Below are 17,316 nucleotides of genomic sequence, written 5' to 3'. Positions count from 1 at the left end.
GACTTATTATTACGACTAAATAAATTTGGACGATCGACGTTTGTTTCTCAATCAGTCGATCGCCCCGACTCAAATTCCCTCAATCATATCAAATCCGTTAGCATCGGAATAGTAAATTCGAGTTCACTGTTGACGGTTGACTGTTCACGGCGTCAACAGTCAACCGTCAACAGTGAACATCACGGACGGTGTAACCGGAAATGATATCAAACTATTTTCTCGCTAGAAAGTTCCCCAGTAGCTGGAGGTTCAACCGTATCGCCAAAGGCAATCCGCAGAAAAGGCGGAGCTAAAAAAGTCGTCAGAATCACCATGATAATAATCGAAACTTCCAACGGCTTATCCAAAACCCCGCTAGCCGAACCGATCCCGGCAAACACTAACCCGACTTCGCCCCGAGGAATCATCCCCACTCCGATCGCCCATCGATTGATTCCCGGCTGGCCAAATACCGCCCAGCCTGTCACTAATTTGCCCGCAATCGCCACCGCAATCAAAAATACCGCAATCAAAAGCCCCGCCCGATTCTCCGGCACTGTTGGGTTCAAAACCCCCAAATCAGCGCGCGCGCCGACGGTTACAAAAAAGATGGGAACAAACAAATCGGCGATCGGCTTTACCAATTCATCCAACTCATTGCGAGCATCACCGTCATCCAAAACTAAACCGGCCGCAAACGCACCCAAAATCGCTTCGAGATGAATTGCATTGCCGAGAAAAGCCATGAAGAAAGCAAAGGTAAACGCCGGGATGACGATATTGCCGCGAGTTTTGAGTGTATGCACAACCGCAGAAAAGGTTTTGTTAAAGACACCGCTCAACAGCATCGAACCTAACAGAAATGCAGTTGCACTGACTATTAAATAGATGACATTAACAACGTCAATCTCACCTGTTTTCGCTAAACTGGCGACAACAGCCAAGACAATAATTCCCAACACATCATCAATCACCGCCGCACCGACAATGATTTGACCTTCTTTCGATTGCAGCCGTCCCAATTCTGACAACACTTTAGATGTAATTCCGATGCTGGTTGCCGTCAAAGCAGCCCCCGCAAAAATTGCCGGAATCGCCGCCGTGTGAAAAATGAGCATCAAGCCCGCAGTACCGGCGGCAAAGGGAACTGCTACCCCGACACAAGCGACAACGGTGGCTTGAATTCCCACTTCTTTTAGTTGTTTGAGATCCGACTCCAAGCCAATTTCAAACAGCAAAACAATCACGCCCAATTCAGCCAAGACTGAAACGACTTCGCTCTGCGATTCAAAGACGCTGGTGAGGGCGGCGGGAGACAGATCGTTAATCGATTGCAGAACTCTCATAATCCCTGAGTTGGATGCTGACAGCCCGCTTTCGGGAAAAACGATCAAGTGTAAAGCAGATACGCCAACAATCACGCCTGCTACAAGTTCGCCCAAAACTGGCGGAAAATCAAAGTTTTTAGCCACTTCCGCGCCGATTTTACTGGCGAGATATATCACTACTAAACTGAGCAAAACTCCGCTGAGTACGATCGGCGAATTTTCGGGATCGAGTGTGGCTAACAAAGGTATGGGAGCAATTAGCGATGCCATCCCAGAACTTAAAGCTGTAATTGTAGGGTTCAAAAACATGGGTATGATGATGTTCAGTTGACAGTTGACAGTTGACAGTTGACAGTTGACCGCACGGGGGGCGACCTCTACTTGGAAGTCCGAGGATTGGAGTAATGAATAGTCTTCTTTTAATTTCTCCCGATCGGGGTTTCGGCTTTAAACCAATTCTTTCTGGTAAGAAAGACGTTGAAACCAGATAATCCCGGACGCAGACAAACTCAAGGGTTCCGGTTTTGTTAACGCGGGCTGTGCGGATTTAGATTAGACCTCTTGCATAAATCTTTGATTGATAAGTCAACCGCAGATGAAAGGCAGATAAACACAAAACAAATGAACCCAGATAATTTCGAGAGAGTTTGTGTAATGAGTGCAAGAGATCTATTGTTACGCAAAACTCGAAGAACCTAAATCTGGCGGTACATCCTGCCACCGCCCTTGTCCGACTGCTTGAATTGCTTCTTTTAGTATGATATCGCCGGTATAAATTGCTCTACCGACGATCGCACTTTTGACACCAATTGGTTCCAAAGCCAACAAACTCAACAAATCTGCGATCGAACTGACGCCGCCGGAAGCAATCACCGGAATCGAGATAGCGTTAGCAATTTCTCGCAAAGATTCCAAATTCGGCCCTTCCATGGTACCGTCGCGGTGAATGTCGGTGTAAATAATTTCAGCGGCACCTAATTCTGCCATTTTTTGCGCCAATTCTGTCGCTAAAACTTCGGAAGTTTCCAGCCAGCCTCTGGTAGCAACTTTACCGTTTCTGGCATCGATTCCGACGAGAATTTGACCGGGAAATTCGGCGCACAATTCGCCGACTAATTGCGGTTGTTCGACGGCGACAGTGCCGAGAATGGCGCGCTGAACGCCTAATTTGAGAATTGCCGCGACAGAAGGGCGATCGCGCATTCCGCCTCCTAATTGACAGGGAACGTCTACTGCGCGGACGATCGCCTCAATGGCGGCTAGGTTGACGGGATGACCCGCTTTGGCGCCGTCGAGGTCTACCAAATGCAGCATTGTCGCCCCTTCATTTACCCACTGTCTGGCGACTTCGACGGGATTTTCGTTAAAAGTTTGCGACTTGGTGTAGTCTCCTTGATACAATCTGACGCATTTTCCGTCCAAAAGGTCGATCGCTGGAATTACATTCATAAACTTCACCTTAGATTAACTTGACATTTTATCAAACATTGGCTCTTGAAACCGCGCATTAATTAAAACATATCTAATATTTCCCAACTCCTGCAAACGGGTGAAGTCTCATCTAGAATAATTTTTTAACCGCCAATTTGCTGAGATTTGGTTTGTAATAATGACTTTAGTCCTTAGTCCTGACTACCAACTGAAATTTGGTTCGCAGTGAGGACTTTAGTCCTTAAGCAAAGGTTCGGAGTGAAAACTTTAGTCCTTAACCAAAGGTTCGCAGCATCGGAATGCAAGTCCTTAACAATCCTAAAAAGAAGGACTAAAGTCCTCACTACAAACGGTTTTAAACTGGCGGGCGCTGCATTTTTGTGGGAAAGAATTCTCGCAATGCCCCATTGCGCCGATCGGGGGTTTCGCTGGCCCAACTCGACAAGCTTTCGTAGAAAAAGAACGAAACGCCTGCAAAATTTCTGTTTCGGACTTCTTGCACTTGCTCTTGAATTTGTTTCAGCGGAATAGAACTATTTTTCAAACCTGTCAAAATGCCGATCGCAGTTGGAAGGTGCGCTTTGGCCAGTTTGACTTCTTCCCGTTCCAGTTCGGCATTAAAACGCTTGATATCGCTGCGATAAACCTGAATTATAAGTTCTTCGATATAGCCGCGTCTTTCCCAGGTAAACCAGTCCTGCAAGTGGGCGGGTAAAGCAAAGTGCAGGGGGTTGGGAGATAAGCTGACAATACATTTTTGTTTGCGGGATTTGATGCCGCGGGAAATTCGCCCCATGAAGTCGTTGATTTTGTCGGCGCGCCAGCGCACCCAGAAGGTTTCACGGGCATCGTTGGAGGGAGGGCTTTTGATTTGTTCCTGATACATTAACACTGTGAGCGGCTCGTAGCCAAATTCTACGGGCAAACCGAAATGGTCGTCAAATTGAATGCCATCTATATCGTAATTATCGACAATTTCTAGGATTAAATCTAAGATAAATTTCTGGACTTCGGCATGAAAAGGATTCAGCCAAACTCGATCGTGTACGCCTTCTTTCCAAATAGTTGAACCGTCGCGCCGCCGCGCCAGCCAGTCGGGATGAAGTCGGGCTAATTCCGATTCTGCGGGAGCCATGAAACCAAACTCAAACCACGGGATTACTGCTATACCTTTTTGATGCGATTGTGCTATAATTTCTTTGAGGATGTCTCGGTCTTGCAATCCGGGCGATGGATCGATCGGCTCTCCGAATACTCGTTTGGCGACAGCACTCGGATAAAGCGTATAGCCTCCTTGCCAAACCGTGGGATAGATGGTGTTAAAGTTAAGTTTGTCCAGTCGATTTACAGCGTCAATGATGTTGCTGCGGGAGAAAATAACGTCGCTGTCAATGTTAGTCAGCCAGATGCCGCGCAATTCGGTTGTTGGGGTTTTGGGCGCAGTTTGAGCCTCCATTCGGGGGGAGAAAATTGCGGAGGATGTAAGGGCGATCGCAAAAACAACTATTAAAGCCAGTATCCGCCGCCATTTGTGCAGTTTAATCATCAATTTTTCGCAAACACCACAGCTTAACATCATACTGTAGGGTGCGCATGGCGCACCTTTATTCTTCAACCCGCTATACAAGCGGGTTTTGTCTGTATAGACGCGGTTTCAAGCGCCGAGTTTCTGCGAGCCCCTTAAGAATAACCCGGCAATTTCATCACTTGGCGGTAGTGCGATTCAATCTCGCCCACCATTGGCGATTGACGCTTGCTGCTCCACTCGCTGCGATCGAATAATTGCCGCCTCAAATCATCAACATCAATCGTTTTCACCTTACCTTCAGCGACAATTTGTTTGCCGTTTACCCAAACGCTGTCTACCGCATTTGTCGGGCGCCCCAAAATTAGCAAGCCAATCGGATCTGTGCGCGGCAACAATGATAAACTGGTTAAATCGTACAGCACAAAATCTGCTTTTTTGCCGACCGTCAGCGAACCCATTTCATCGCCGAGATTCAAGCCTTTTGCTCCGCCCAGCGATGCCATTTCTACAGACTGGCGCGGTGTAATCCAGTGGCGGTAATCCAAATCCGTGATATTGTGCAAAATCGAACCCATTTTAATTGCTTCCAGCAAATCTTGAGAGTCGTTGCTAGCGGCGCCGTCGCAGCCGAAAGATACGTTGACTCCCGCTTGGCGGTATTTCAAAATCGGTGCAATCCCGCTTCCCAAGCGCAGGTTGCTGAGGGGATTGTGTACGACTGTCGATTGGGTTTCTGCCATAATCGCAATGTCGGAATCGTCGAGCCAAACGCAGTGTGCTAAGGAAGTTCGCGGACTTAAATAACCGATTTGTTGCAAATGTTCGACGGCGCTACAGCCGTATTTTTCCTGAGCTAACTGTTTTTGAGCGGGTGTTTCCAAGAGGTGGGCGTGCAGGCAAAGATTGTAGCGATCGCCCAAATCGATGCAGCCTTCAAACAAAGCATCGGAGCACAGTTGAATTCCCGTCGGCGCCAACAACATATTAACACCTTTTTCGGAATTGTGAAACTGTTTTATGGCCGACTCCATTAACTCTAAAGTTGCCTTTGTCGATCGAATGTAAGCCGCGTGTTCGATGCTGCCATCGCCCGCAGGCATTCCCGCTGTCAGGGATTCATCTTGAATTAGCGGCCCGATAAAAGCTCGGATGCCGATTTCTTGATAAGCGCGAACTGCGGCGGCGATCGTCTCTAATTCTTTTCCCGGAATCAAAACTAAATGATCGACTACGCTTGTGCCGCCCGAGAGCAATGTTTCTACCGCAGTACCCAACGCGCTCAAGTAAACTTGTTCGGGATCGAGAGGCGTGAAATCGTACAGTTCGCCAATCCACAATTCCAGCGGTAAAGGGGGAATAATCCCGCGCTGCCACATTTCAGAAGAGTGAGTGTGCGCGTTGACAAAACCGGGCAGCAGCAGCTTATTTTTGCCGTCGATTACTGTTCCCGCAGAATCTAAATTTTGGGCGATCGCACTTATGCAGTTATCCGCCACTTGCACGTCGGCTGTTTCATAACCGCTCTCAACCGGAATTAAAGCATTTTTGATTGTAAAACTCATACCATTTTAGATGTTAGATTTGAGATTTTAGATTGGGAATGACTGCTGATGAATCAAGGGTTGGGAGATTGCCTACAATGGCATTTTTATTGTAAATTGTATCACACATTTACCTTTTTTGTGAATTCACATCTATTAATCTCGTTCCCAGCCCTAGCCGGGGAACGCAGATAAGCGACGCTCTGCCTCGCCTGTGCTTTACTGCAGGCAGAGCCTCCTGCAAGGCATTCCCAGGCCTAGCCTGGGAACGAGAAATAAATCCTAAAATTAATCAAAACAGTTACGTCTGATACTTAATCTTAGCAAAGATTTAAGGTATCACAAGTTAGCAACAATAAAAGAGTTATAAGATAGAAGTTGTTTTTGAGTGACAATCAATATGAATCCCGATCTTCTCCGCACCTTGGGCGTGCCGCCGAATGCTTGGAAAGTTGATGCTAAAATTGCTGACATCACCCGATCGCCGATCGCGCCTCAACCTGTTACCCTAGAAACAGAAACGAAAACCCTGCGTTTGGACTTAGCAAAAGCAGCAATGTTGGTGATAGATATGCAAAACGATTTCTGTCACCCCGACGGTTGGCTAGCACACATTGGCGTCGATGTAACGCCCGCCCGCACTCCAATTAATCCTTTACAAAATTTGCTGCCAAAATTGCGATCGCACGCGATGCCCATTATTTGGATAAACTGGGGAAACCGCCCGGATTTGCTCAATATTAGCGCAGCTTCGCGCCACGTTTACAATCCCACAGGCGACGGCGTAGGTTTGGGAGATCCGCTACCAAAAAACGGCGCATCTGTATTGATGGCGGGGAGTTGGGCGGCCGCCGTTGTCGATGAATTAGAACAGAAACCAGAGGATATTTGCATTGATAAATATCGCATGAGCGCCTTTTGGGATACTCCTTTAGATAGTATCCTGCGCAACCTGGGAAGAACTACACTTTTCTTTGCAGGAGTCAACGCCGATCAGTGCGTCATGGCTACCCTGCAAGATGCTAGTTTTCTCAACTACGACTGCATCTTGCTCAAAGATTGTACCGCCACGACATCTCCCGAGTATTGCTGGCACGCTACTCTTTATAACGTTAAACAATGTTTTGGGTTTTTGTCTGATTCTCAGGCTATGTTAGAAGCAATTAAATAGCAGTCATCAGTCAGAAGTCATCAGTCAGCACTCCTGCCGTCATTAGCAATAAACTTGGGAGGTTGAGCCACGGGCTAATGACTCTGGATTCCCACTAATGACAGCAGAAACATAACAACTCACAACTCACCATAAAAAAAATGACAAATCAGTGCATGATTCCTGTTATGAAATCTCCTCAAGATTACCAAGCATTTCGCATCAGCCCGGGCGATACGAATAGATTAGCGATCGTCTTCGATCCGGCAACAGCTAATGTTTCATTAACTGTTTGCGTCGAGATTTTCGATCCGGGCGGAAAAACTCCTCCCAACCGCCATCAATTTGCGGTAGAAATGTTTTTTGTACTCAAAGGAAGAGGGCAAGCGACTTGCGACGGCAAAACAGTTAGTATTAAACCGGGTGATAGTTTGTTAGTGCCTCCAACGGGCACTCACCTCATTGAGAATACAGGCAGCGAACGTCTTTACACTTTGTGCATTATGGTTCCCAACGAGGATTTTGTGGAACTAATTCGCAGCGGTACGCCAGTCGAACTCGATGAGGAAGATATGAGAGTTTTAGGGCGATCGGATGTACTCGTGCCGTGTTAGGTTCGATCGTTCGGACTTCAGTCCGCAAAAGAAAAAACTTGCATTTTGAACGATCGAACCAGTTTGTAGTGAGGACTTCAGTCCTCAAAAGAAAAGAAAGGACTTGTATTCCTAACTGCGAACCTGTTTTTTAATTTTTTTCATGATTTATGCTGAAAGTTTGCCCGAAAGAAACAGCATCAATGCTAACTAGAGATGGCGTGCGTTTGGATGCTGACATCTACCGCCCCGATGCGGCGGGCGAATTTCCAGTATTGTTAATGCGGCAACCTTACGGCAGGGCGATCGCATCTACGGTAGTATATTCCCATCCAGCATGGTACGCCAAACACGGCTACATCGTGGTCATTCAAGACGTGCGGGGGCGCGGCACTTCCGAAGGCGAATTCAACTTATTTGTTAGCGAAACAGCAGACGGTTTTGATACCGTCAATTGGGCCGCTAATTTGCCCGGAAGCAGCGGCAAAGTGGGAATGTACGGCTTTTCCTACCAAGGCATGACTCAACTCTACGCAGCGGCTGCTAAACCCAGCGCCTTGAGCGCAATTTGTCCGGCAATGGTAGGCTGCGATTTATACGCCGATTGGGCCTATGAAGGCGGCGCATTTTGTTTGCAATCAAATCTCGGCTGGGCAATTCAGCTAGCCGCCGAAACCGCTCGCTTACAAGGCGATATTTCTGCCCATCAATCCCTCTACGCAGCTTCGAGAAACCTGCCACTATACGATACTGTCCCAGCGCGTCCTGAGATTATTAAAAAATTAGCACCAGACTCATATTATCACGATTGGTTAGATAATTATCAACAGATCGAGTATTGGGAGAAACTCTCACCAAACATCAAAGATTTAGACTTGCCAATGCTGCACGTTGGCGGTTGGTTTGATACTTATTTGCGGGGAACAATCCATCTTTACAAGGAAATGGCGGGCCGGAGTTCCTATCCGCAGCATTTGATTGTTGGGCCTTGGGCGCATTTACCTTGGGGGCGAAAAGTTGGAGCGGTGGATTACGGTTTGGCAGCTTCTAATCCTGTGGATGAGTTGCAAATTCGCTGGTTCGATCGCTTTCTGAAAAAAGTTGATACAGGAATATTAGATGAGCGGCCAATTTCTTTGTTTGAGATGGGGAGGAATGATTGGCAGAAGTTTGATAAGTGGCCTCACAATAATCATAAATCCTATTTTTTAGCAAGTACCGGACTTGCGGCGATGCGAGAAGATGCGGGTATTTTAACAGAAACTTGCGCGGATGTTTCCACTGATGATATATTCGTACATGACCCTTGGCGCCCGGTGCCGTCGTTGGGAGGACACGCGGCTTTTCCTGCTGGTGCGATCGAGCGATCGACAATTGACTGCCGCACCGATGTGCTAACATACACTTCTGCACCGTTCGCAGCAGATTTGCACCTTGCAGGAGAAGTATTTGTCGAAGTATTTTGTACTGCGGATGCGCCGACTTTTGACTTGTGCGCCATACTTTCGGAAGTCAAAGATAATGGCAGCGCCTACAATTTTACTCAAGGTTACGTGCGGGTGAATTTAGGTGAAACACCTGTGAGAATTGTGCTGCAATCAACTTGTATGCAAATTGCCCGAGGTAATGCTTTGCGCCTGAGTTTGAGTGCGGCTTGTTTTCCCGCTTACGACGTGAATCCGGGAACTGGCGCGCCTCCGGGTGCAGCGCGGGCGATCGATGCTAAAATTGTGACGCTGACAGTAAGTTGCGGCGGGAGTTGTCCTTCTCAGATTTTACTGCCAATTGTCGATCGCACGGCTAAACCCATCTAAACTATGAGCGTTATCTTTCACATCACCCGCAGCCAACAGTGGGAACAAGCAAAACAAGTGCAATCCTATCGCGGCGATACGCTAGATACAGAAGGATTTATCCACTGTTCGACTCTGCCGCAAGTTCTTAAATCTGCCAATAAATTCTTTGTGGGACAAACGGGATTGCTGCTGCTGTGGATTGACTCGGAAAAAGTAGAATCTGAACTTAAGTATGAATTTGCCGCCGGTGAGGATTATCCGCACATTTACGGGCCGCTGAATGTGGATGCTGTGTTGAAAGTTGTTGAGTTTGAACCGGGTGCAGATGGCAAGTTTGAACTGCCGGAAGAACTAACAGCCAGTATCAATGAACAGGCTTAGTATGCTGTGAAAATAGTTCAAGAAATATCACTTATTAGTCGCGGTAACTTTGAGGAGTCAGCGGAATGGGGAGTGATTAAAAATGAAATCAGGATTGCTATTGACGCCATCGCCTGGCCTGTGGGTGCATCAAACTTTACGATAAATCCAACCAGGCACGGAAACGGTGTCAAACCTATCAAAACTGCTTGTATGGCTGCTCTACAGGACAATTTTGGATGGCAGCTTGAAACTAAAATCAGATTTGCAACTAGATCCCCCGGACGAGTAGATGCTACCAAAATTTTAGACAATGATTTATTTGCCTTTGAATGGGAAACCGGAAATATCTCATCAAGTCACCGCAGTGTTAACAAACTGGTTCTCGGTATTTTACGAGGTATTTTTTTAGGGACGGCATTAGTATTGCCCAGCCGCAAACTGTACCCTTATCTCACTGATAGAATTGGTAACTATGAGGAACTAGAACCTTACTTTGATGTCTGGCGCGCCGTTAACATCCCAGCAGGTTTTTTAGCCATATTTGTCATTGAACATGATGCCGTTGACAGCAGCGTACCTACAATTACTAAAGGCACAGATGGTCGCGCTTTAATATAATATTGTGTCCGGTAGGATCGTCCTGGGTATGGACGGGGCGGGTTTATGTAATTTGTCGATAATTATCAAATATCAGAGCGAACCCGCCCCTACAAGACTTAAAATGATACAAGTCCGAATCAAACGGACATGATATAAAATGTTGTTTTTCAAGAAAACAATTCGAGTTGGAGTGACTCGTTTTGTTGAATTTTTTGGATTTTATTTTTTGTCTTTCCCCTTGCTGATTCCCAGTTTTCTACGTTGCCATTTGCCAAGTCTTGTAACCGCTTCACTGCTGGTTCAATATCGCCGATTTCTGTACCCAGCCAATACCTACCCAGCTTCTCTGCTGCATAAAATGTAGTGCCAGAACCTCCAAAAGGATCGATTACAACTTGTCCCGGATGCGATGCCATAGCAACGATGCGTTCCAGCATGATCGGAGCTAATTCGTTGGCTCCCCTTTTTTTGTGCTGTCGGTGTCTTACTGGCGGAATATCTGTCCACATTTCCTCAATTAACGTCCACAAATTTTCTGACCGAATATCCTCAGAAGCATCTTCCCAGACATCTTCTGGAGCATCCCAAACATCCATTAAGTTAATACCTTGAGGATTTAATTTTTTGCGGTGTCCGCCGTAATCTTTAATCTCTCCGCCGCAATGTCTGCAAACTTGAATCGGCGTATAAACTTTATTGAAAACGGCTGGTTCGCCTTTTGTGTAGTAAAGCAATCCGTAGTGGGCGGGAGACATTTTCTTGCCACGAGGAAAGGCTTTAGGCATTCTACAGGCTATCCAGTGACGAAATTCCATGCCCTGTTGGTTTAAGTATGCACCGTACTCAATGCACCACTTAGGTAAGTTGAAAATAAATAGACTTCCGCCCGGTTTGATCACTCGAATGCTTTCTTTTAGCCACTGTTTAGACCAAGCAAGATAATCGCGGGAATTCAAGAGATCGCTCGTACCGTTACCATAATCTTTGCCGAGATTAAATGGCGGGTCTGCAAACACAATATCCGCACAGGAATCGGGAATAATACCTAAAAATTTGAGACAGTCTTCGTGGTAGAGAATGCCGTATTCGCTTTGATACACCTCTCGCAATCCCGCATCGGCTGCCTTCACAGATGATATCAGACTCACAGCTTGCATTTAACTATTTATTTTAAACAATTTTCACTTCAATCATAGTAATTGTATTGATGATTGTCAAGAGATTTTTGAAGATATCGCACTGTTGCGATATTTCCCAAATATCAATCAACATCAACCAACTCGGCCACCAATTTCAGCGCATCTTCGCGAGTCGCAATTCTCCCCTCCACCCGCGCTAATTGAATCTCCATTAACAATTGACCGATGCGCGGACTTCTGGGCAAATTCAAATATTCCATTAAATCGTTGCCGCTAACTAATTGTGTCGGATGAGCAACAATATCATCGGCATCGAGATAACGATTAATTAACAGCGAAATTTCATCAACCGCAACTCCCGCCGCCACGGCTAAAACTGCTAAAATTGGAAATACTATTCCTACCTCGCGAAACAAAAAATACTGTTCTCGCAACGACATTTCCGCAATCGGTTTTGCTTGCAGTTTTGGTAAGTATGTCAAAAGCCCGATCGCACTTTTAATCTCTGCATTGCTGTACTTCAACCGCAGCAACTCGGTTTCAGCGATTGTCGGGTCGGAATTTGCCAAAACAGCCAACTTCCCGATCGCCAACAACGGCGTTTTAATTGTATCTCGAATCGATCGCGAAAATTCTCTCCCCAACTCTGGATAAACAATCGCCAAATCAGCAGCACACGAGTCAATTTTTGTCAAAATATCGAAACGGTCGATCGCACTTTCAAACCAAATCGAAAACAACCCATCTTCGCAACCCCTACAAATCCAAGGAACACCGTTATTATTGCTCAACAAATAACCCAATTCCGTCCGCACCCGTTCCACCGCCACCCGACTCAACAGCGGCGCCAATTCCCGAATCGCCGACTGAGTTTCCGGCTCGATCGCAAAACCCAACTGCGCCGCTTGGCGGTAAGCTCTTAATAACCTCAGCGGATCGTCCTCCAAATTTGTCCGCGAAACCATCCGCAGCAAACCCAAGCGCAAATCAGTTTGACCGTCCAAAGGATCGATGATTTCTCCGGTAAAAGGATTGCAGGCGATCGCATTTATCCGAAAATCTCGGCGCAGCAAATCCCCCTCCAGACTCCCCCCGAAAGCCTGTGCAAAATCCACCGTACCGCCCGCAAACACCACCCGCGCAATCTGTCGTTCCGCATCCAACAACACAAATCCACCTTTCGTGCGATCGGCAATTTTTCGAGCAGTTTTCACCGCTCGTGCTAGCATAACGAAATCCAAATCAAAATAGTGCGATCGGCGGCCGAGCAGCGCATCCCGCACCGCGCCGCCCACCAAATAAACAGGCGGTGTCAGCAGTTCCAAATCAAACGGCCAAGTCTCAGGAGATAGCGCAGGTGGCAAATTCATCGGCATCGCAACAAAAATCTACTTTCCTTACAAACAATTAAACTCTTGCTACGCTAGATTAACAGAAAGCTCAAATTTCACCAATCTTTTTGAAATGCACAGAGGATATCAAGAATGTGTATTTGTATTAACTGCCACTATGTAGACCGCTGCTTCACCTACCACGCCGTAGAAGAACAGCACGAACAAATCCACCTCACCGAAACACCCGATTTCGACCCCGTAGAACCCACCATCAACGTCAACATCCGCCCCCGCCAAGACGAAATAGAAATGGAATGGGATGTAGTCGGATGTCTGAGTTTCAAGCAAGAGACCGGCAAATGGGCCTCATTGCGGCCCGGCGAACTCGTCCCGACTTAAGCCCAAGTCAGTGGTTATTAGTTATTAGTTATTAGTTATTAGTTATTAGTTATTAGTTATTAGTTATTAGTTAGTTGTGGGTTTTTCGGTGTTCGTTGTTGGTAATAATAACTGACAAAAAACTACTAATAACCAATAACTAATAACCACTCATCAATAACTAATAGTTAATAACCAACAACCAATAACTAATAACCAATAACCAATAACTAATAACTAATAACAAATCCAAAATCTAAAATCCAATGTCCTACTGCTTAAACCCAACTTGTCAGAATCCGCAAAACCCCGGTGATGCAGAATTGTGCCAAAGTTGCGGCTCAAAATTGTTGTTAACTAACGCACAAGCCTCATCAGCATCTCGCTACCGTACCATAAAGCCGATCGCGCAAGGAGGATTTGGCAGAACATTTCTAGCAGTTGATGAAACCAAACCCCAGACTTTTTCGCAGTGCGTAATCAAGCAATCTTTCCCGCAAAACACCGCAGCCGAAAAAGCCGCCCAACTATTTCACCAAGAAGCCGCCCAGCTAGAAACCTTGGGGAAACATCCCCAAATTCCCGAATTAATCGCACATTTTGAACAAGACGGCAGACAATATTTAGTACAAGAATTTATAGACGGCAAAAACCTAGCCCGAGAATTAGAACAAAAAGGAGCATTCACCGAAACTCAAATTCGGCAAATCCTCAACGATTTATTGCCCGTGCTCCACTTTGTCCACAAATCCAAAGTCATTCACCGCGATATCAAACCCGAAAATATCATTCGCCGCCGCCTATCTCCAGCCCCTTTACCCGCCTTAGAAAATTCCTATCAACCCTCTCCTTTCCAAAAAGATATCGTTTTAGTAGACTTTGGTGCAGCAAAGAAAGTAACAGCAACCGGATTGCCGCAAACTGGTACAATGATCGGCAGCGCTGCTTATACAGCCCCAGAACAATTGATGGGAAAAGCAGTTTTTGCCAGCGATATCTACAGTTTGGGCGTTACTTGCATTCACTTGCTGACTCACATTCCCCCCTTCGACTTGTTCGACAGCGCCGAGGATTCTTGGGCTTGGCGAAATTATTTGAAGACTGCTGTTAGCGACGATTTCGGCCGCATCCTCGACACCATGCTCCAAAGTGCCACCAATCGGCGCTACAGTTCAGCATCCGCAGTCATCCGGCAGTTAAACCCCAAGCCGGTGTATTTAGACGCGCCGCCCGTGCTAGACGCGCCGGAAACGCCCGCAGAACGGGTGGTTACACCCGCGCCCGGTGTGTCGCTTTTCACTCGCCAAGAGCAAGCCGAAATTCAGCAAGCTTTGCAAGAGGATCTCGCCCCGTACAATGTTACAATCCAACTCAGTCAAGCCAAGCAAAAGCTCAATATCGTCATCAACAGAACCGAAGACAATCCCGTTTACTATCCGCACTTATCCCAAATAATTGCCACCAGACTCACCCATTTGCAGTTAAATAAAGTCGCAGCCGTGAAGCTGTTGGGAAGAGTCAACAATTCTCGCGTCCCCGAGTGGAAGGAACTATTGCAAATCGAGCCCAAGATTAAATTGAGAAACAAACTCGTGCGGCTGCAACACAATCAATTACTCAAGAAAATCGCCCCTGTTGCTACCCAAGAATTTTGGCGGCCGAAGTTGAAAACTCAGGATTTTTGGATAGATGCGCTAATGTTTGCCTTAGTTTGGTTTATCTTTGGCTCTCAAATAGTCATTTTTAATTCTTGGTTTGCGCTAATAGTTACCTCGGGTTTTATGACGGTGAAGCATCAAGTTTCCCAACACAAAGAATTTGCCAATAAAAATTTATTTGCAAGTTTAGTAGTGCTGTTTTTGATGACTGGGGGCATGGGTAATTCCAGGATTTTAAACACGGGAATATTTGGCATTCTTTTGGGTTGCTTAGTTGTGGCGTTGCCGCTGTTTTTTGTTAAGGAAAATTATCAGTAATCGTGAATAGCAATCCCCAAGACGGAACATCTGTTAAAAAATACGGCTTAGCCCTGCACACAGCTAGTCGCGATCTCGGTTTAGCCATCAGCAATTTTGCCGGGGATTCTCGCTGTCAAACTTGGAATTTGGATCGCGATTTAGCCACTCATTTGCATCAGTATTTAGTCGAGTTTATTGGGCCGCAAACATGGGCGGATTTGGCTTTTATTGCAGTGGCGAAGGGGCCCGGAGGTTTCACGGGGACTCGGATGGGTATGGTGACGGCGCGGACTTTGGCTCAACAGTTGGATATTCCGGTTTTTGCGGTTTCAACTTTGGCCGCTGTCGCTTGGGCGGAACCCCCCCAACCCCCCCTTGCTAAGGGGATTTGGGAATTAGAACCCCCCCAACCCCCCCTTAGTAAGGGGGGGCTTTTGAGTGCAGAACTCCCCCTTGCTAAGGGGGGGCTTTTGAGAGAGGATATTGCGCTGCAAATGCCTGCACAGCGGGGACAATTGTTTGGGGCGGTTTATTCAGTTAACAAAGATTCTGGTTTAACTGAGTTGTTTACCGATACGGTGATGACTCCTGAATCTTGGCAGGAAAAATTGGATAATTGGGGGAATTCTTATCAGTTAATTGAAGTTGGTAGCGAGTTGGGTTGGTCGGTTTCTAGTGTGTTGGAATTGGCTTATTTGGAGTGGAAACAAGGAAGTCGCCCTGATTGGTCGGGTGCTTTGCCTTTTTACGGGCAACATCCGGTTAAGGGACACTGAATATTGGGAATAGGGCATTGGGAATAGGGAATTGGGCATTATTTCGTTTCAGTTAAATCAACTTGTAGAGTGCGTTTTTTTTCCGACCATGCCCGATGCCAGATGCCCGTAAATGATTTATAAGCAATTAAGCAGACTTGATATCCTTGTTTATTTCAGGGCGATACAAACTTCGAGGCAAAAAGTTAATGTTAGGGGGTCTGGGCTTTCGGTTCGCAATCGATCGATCTCAGCTCGATCGCAGCCGCGAGATTCCATAAAATCGAGCATCCAGTTCGTTATTGTAGCGAGATCGATGTATTTTGCTCCGAGACAAACAGGGCAAATTTCGGGGCTGAGGGTACCGGTGCCGCCGCATTCGGGGCAATCCCAGTGGCTGGTTACGGGCTCGGGGGTAGTTAGGATGTTGTTCATGCTGGGAAAAAGTACGCGCGTGCGTAGCGATCCCGCAGGGAATCGCACTACTCGTTAACTCTAGCAAAAATGCCGATCGCCCTTACTTCTTCCTGCCTTTACACTAAGCGGGCTAGTGAGTAAGATTGAAGCAAATACAAAAGGGGTGGCTATGCTCGATCGCGCTCAATGGTTTGTGGCTGGTATGTCGATCGCACTTTCGGTTCAGCTAAGTCAGCCAGTTGCAGCAGCCGTGCCCGTTGGTAAAGTCGTACAAACAGCACAAACTAACAGTAGCGAGGCTGCTGAAAAAGCAGCAAATCAGGGAGTGCAACTATACAAGCAAGGAACGGCGGAAGCTTTAAGAGGTGCGATCGTCAAATTTGAAGAAGCATTAAAACTGTATCGTGAAGCGGGCGACAATAGAGCGCAAGCACTTAGCCTCTTGGTTCTTGGCAAAGTCTACTCCGAATTGGGAGAGAAACAGAAAGCGCTAGAGTATTACAGCCAATCCCTTCCCCTGTTTAGGGCAGTAGGCGATCGCTCGCAGGAAGCTATCACCCTCAACAAAATTGGCAGTGTCTACTCAGTATTGGGAGAAAAACAGAAAGCGCTAGAGTATTACAGCCAGTCCCTTCCCCTGAGACGGGCAACCGGTGATCGCTCAGGAGAAGCTACCACCCTCAACAACATCGGCAAAGTCTACTCAGATTTGGGAGAAAATCAGAAAGCTTTAGATTATTACAACCAATCCCTTCCCCTGAGACGAGCAGTAGGCGATCGCTCAGGAGAAGCTACCACCCTCAACAACCTCGGCATCCTCTACTCAGAATTGGGAGAAAATCAGAAAGCTTTAGATTATTACAACCAATCCCTTCCCCTGAGTCGGGCAGTGGGCGATCGCTCAGGAGAAGCTACCATCCTCAGCAACATCGGCAGTATCTACTCAGAATTGGGAGAAAATCAGAAAGCTTTAGATTATTACAACCAATCCCTTCCCCTGAGACGAGCAGTAGGCGATCGCTCAGG

The 17,316-nt window shown here is 46.7% G+C and carries 16 protein-coding genes; 9 read left to right on the top strand and 7 right to left on the bottom strand.

Going from position 1 to position 17,316, the window contains the following annotated elements:
* Nucleotides 1–206: 206 nt before the first annotated feature.
* The 4 genes from QUB63_RS03760 to QUB63_RS03745 all read right to left on the bottom strand — a co-directional run bounded on the left by QUB63_RS03760 (nt 207) and on the right by QUB63_RS03745 (nt 5,828).
* Nucleotides 207–1,616 carry a cation:proton antiporter gene (locus tag QUB63_RS03760; RefSeq protein WP_332943460.1) on the bottom strand — a complete coding sequence of 470 codons (1,410 nt, stop codon included), beginning with the start codon at nt 1,614–1,616 and terminating at the stop codon, nt 207–209.
* A gap of 366 nt (nt 1,617–1,982) precedes the next feature.
* Nucleotides 1,983–2,756 (bottom strand): 1-(5-phosphoribosyl)-5-[(5-phosphoribosylamino)methylideneamino]imidazole-4-carboxamide isomerase, encoded by a 774-nt coding sequence (gene hisA, locus QUB63_RS03755; RefSeq protein ID WP_332943459.1) that lies wholly within the window; start codon nt 2,754–2,756, stop codon nt 1,983–1,985.
* A gap of 337 nt (nt 2,757–3,093) precedes the next feature.
* Nucleotides 3,094–4,284, bottom strand: a complete 1,191-nt coding sequence (locus QUB63_RS03750) for a glycoside hydrolase family 10 protein (RefSeq protein ID WP_332943458.1) — start codon at nt 4,282–4,284, stop codon at nt 3,094–3,096.
* 134 nt (nt 4,285–4,418) lie between these two features.
* Nucleotides 4,419–5,828 carry an amidohydrolase gene (locus tag QUB63_RS03745; protein ID WP_332943457.1) on the bottom strand — a complete coding sequence of 470 codons (1,410 nt, stop codon included), beginning with the start codon at nt 5,826–5,828 and terminating at the stop codon, nt 4,419–4,421.
* A 379-nt stretch (nt 5,829–6,207) separates the two neighbouring features.
* On the opposite strand from QUB63_RS03745, the gene QUB63_RS03740 reads away from it, so the two are divergent.
* The 5 genes from QUB63_RS03740 to QUB63_RS03720 all read left to right on the top strand — a co-directional run bounded on the left by QUB63_RS03740 (nt 6,208) and on the right by QUB63_RS03720 (nt 10,327).
* Entirely contained in the window at nt 6,208–6,978 is a 771-nt protein-coding gene (locus tag QUB63_RS03740; protein ID WP_332943456.1) for a cysteine hydrolase family protein, read from the top strand.
* A gap of 155 nt (nt 6,979–7,133) precedes the next feature.
* Nucleotides 7,134–7,571, top strand: a complete 438-nt coding sequence (locus QUB63_RS03735; RefSeq protein ID WP_332943737.1) for a cupin domain-containing protein — start codon at nt 7,134–7,136, stop codon at nt 7,569–7,571.
* A 182-nt stretch (nt 7,572–7,753) separates the two neighbouring features.
* Entirely contained in the window at nt 7,754–9,364 is a 1,611-nt protein-coding gene (locus QUB63_RS03730) for a CocE/NonD family hydrolase (protein ID WP_332943455.1), read from the top strand.
* A 3-nt stretch (nt 9,365–9,367) separates the two neighbouring features.
* A complete protein-coding gene (locus tag QUB63_RS03725; RefSeq protein WP_332943454.1) occupies nt 9,368–9,727 on the top strand; it encodes a DUF952 domain-containing protein in 360 nt (119 codons plus the stop codon).
* A gap of 6 nt (nt 9,728–9,733) precedes the next feature.
* Complete coding sequence (locus QUB63_RS03720; protein ID WP_332943453.1) at nt 9,734–10,327, top strand: restriction endonuclease; 594 nt, start codon at nt 9,734–9,736, stop codon at nt 10,325–10,327.
* 149 nt (nt 10,328–10,476) lie between these two features.
* Here the strand turns inward: QUB63_RS03720 and QUB63_RS03715 are convergent, their stop codons facing one another.
* Complete coding sequence (locus tag QUB63_RS03715; protein ID WP_332943452.1) at nt 10,477–11,466, bottom strand: DNA-methyltransferase; 990 nt, start codon at nt 11,464–11,466, stop codon at nt 10,477–10,479.
* A 104-nt stretch (nt 11,467–11,570) separates the two neighbouring features.
* On the bottom strand, nt 11,571–12,824 hold the full coding sequence (locus QUB63_RS03710; protein WP_332943451.1) for a CCA tRNA nucleotidyltransferase: 1,254 nt from the start codon (nt 12,822–12,824) through the stop codon (nt 11,571–11,573).
* Between the two features lie 108 nt (nt 12,825–12,932).
* Here QUB63_RS03710 and QUB63_RS03705 point away from each other — a divergent pair, with 108 nt between their 5' ends.
* The 3 genes from QUB63_RS03705 to tsaB all read left to right on the top strand — a co-directional run bounded on the left by QUB63_RS03705 (nt 12,933) and on the right by tsaB (nt 15,894).
* Nucleotides 12,933–13,181, top strand: coding sequence for a Ycf34 family protein (locus tag QUB63_RS03705; RefSeq protein WP_332943450.1), 249 nt, complete (start codon nt 12,933–12,935; stop codon nt 13,179–13,181).
* 245 nt (nt 13,182–13,426) lie between these two features.
* A complete protein-coding gene (locus QUB63_RS03700; RefSeq protein WP_332943449.1) occupies nt 13,427–15,136 on the top strand; it encodes a serine/threonine-protein kinase in 1,710 nt (569 codons plus the stop codon).
* Between the two features lie 2 nt (nt 15,137–15,138).
* Complete coding sequence (gene tsaB / locus QUB63_RS03695) at nt 15,139–15,894, top strand: tRNA (adenosine(37)-N6)-threonylcarbamoyltransferase complex dimerization subunit type 1 TsaB (RefSeq protein WP_332943448.1); 756 nt, start codon at nt 15,139–15,141, stop codon at nt 15,892–15,894.
* A gap of 150 nt (nt 15,895–16,044) precedes the next feature.
* Here tsaB and QUB63_RS03690 read toward each other — a convergent pair whose 3' ends face one another.
* A complete protein-coding gene (locus QUB63_RS03690) occupies nt 16,045–16,308 on the bottom strand; it encodes a hypothetical protein (RefSeq protein WP_332943447.1) in 264 nt (87 codons plus the stop codon).
* A 151-nt stretch (nt 16,309–16,459) separates the two neighbouring features.
* Between QUB63_RS03690 and QUB63_RS03685 the strand changes: the two genes are divergently transcribed.
* Nucleotides 16,460–17,316, top strand: an 857-nt coding sequence (locus QUB63_RS03685) for a tetratricopeptide repeat protein (RefSeq protein ID WP_442922315.1), incomplete at its 3' end; no start/stop codon positions are given.

This window comes from Microcoleus sp. ARI1-B5, from assembly GCF_036705795.1.
In the GTDB taxonomy this organism is placed as follows: Bacteria; Cyanobacteriota; Cyanobacteriia; order Cyanobacteriales; family Microcoleaceae; genus Microcoleus.
This window is presented reverse-complemented; position numbering and strand designations above follow the sequence as displayed.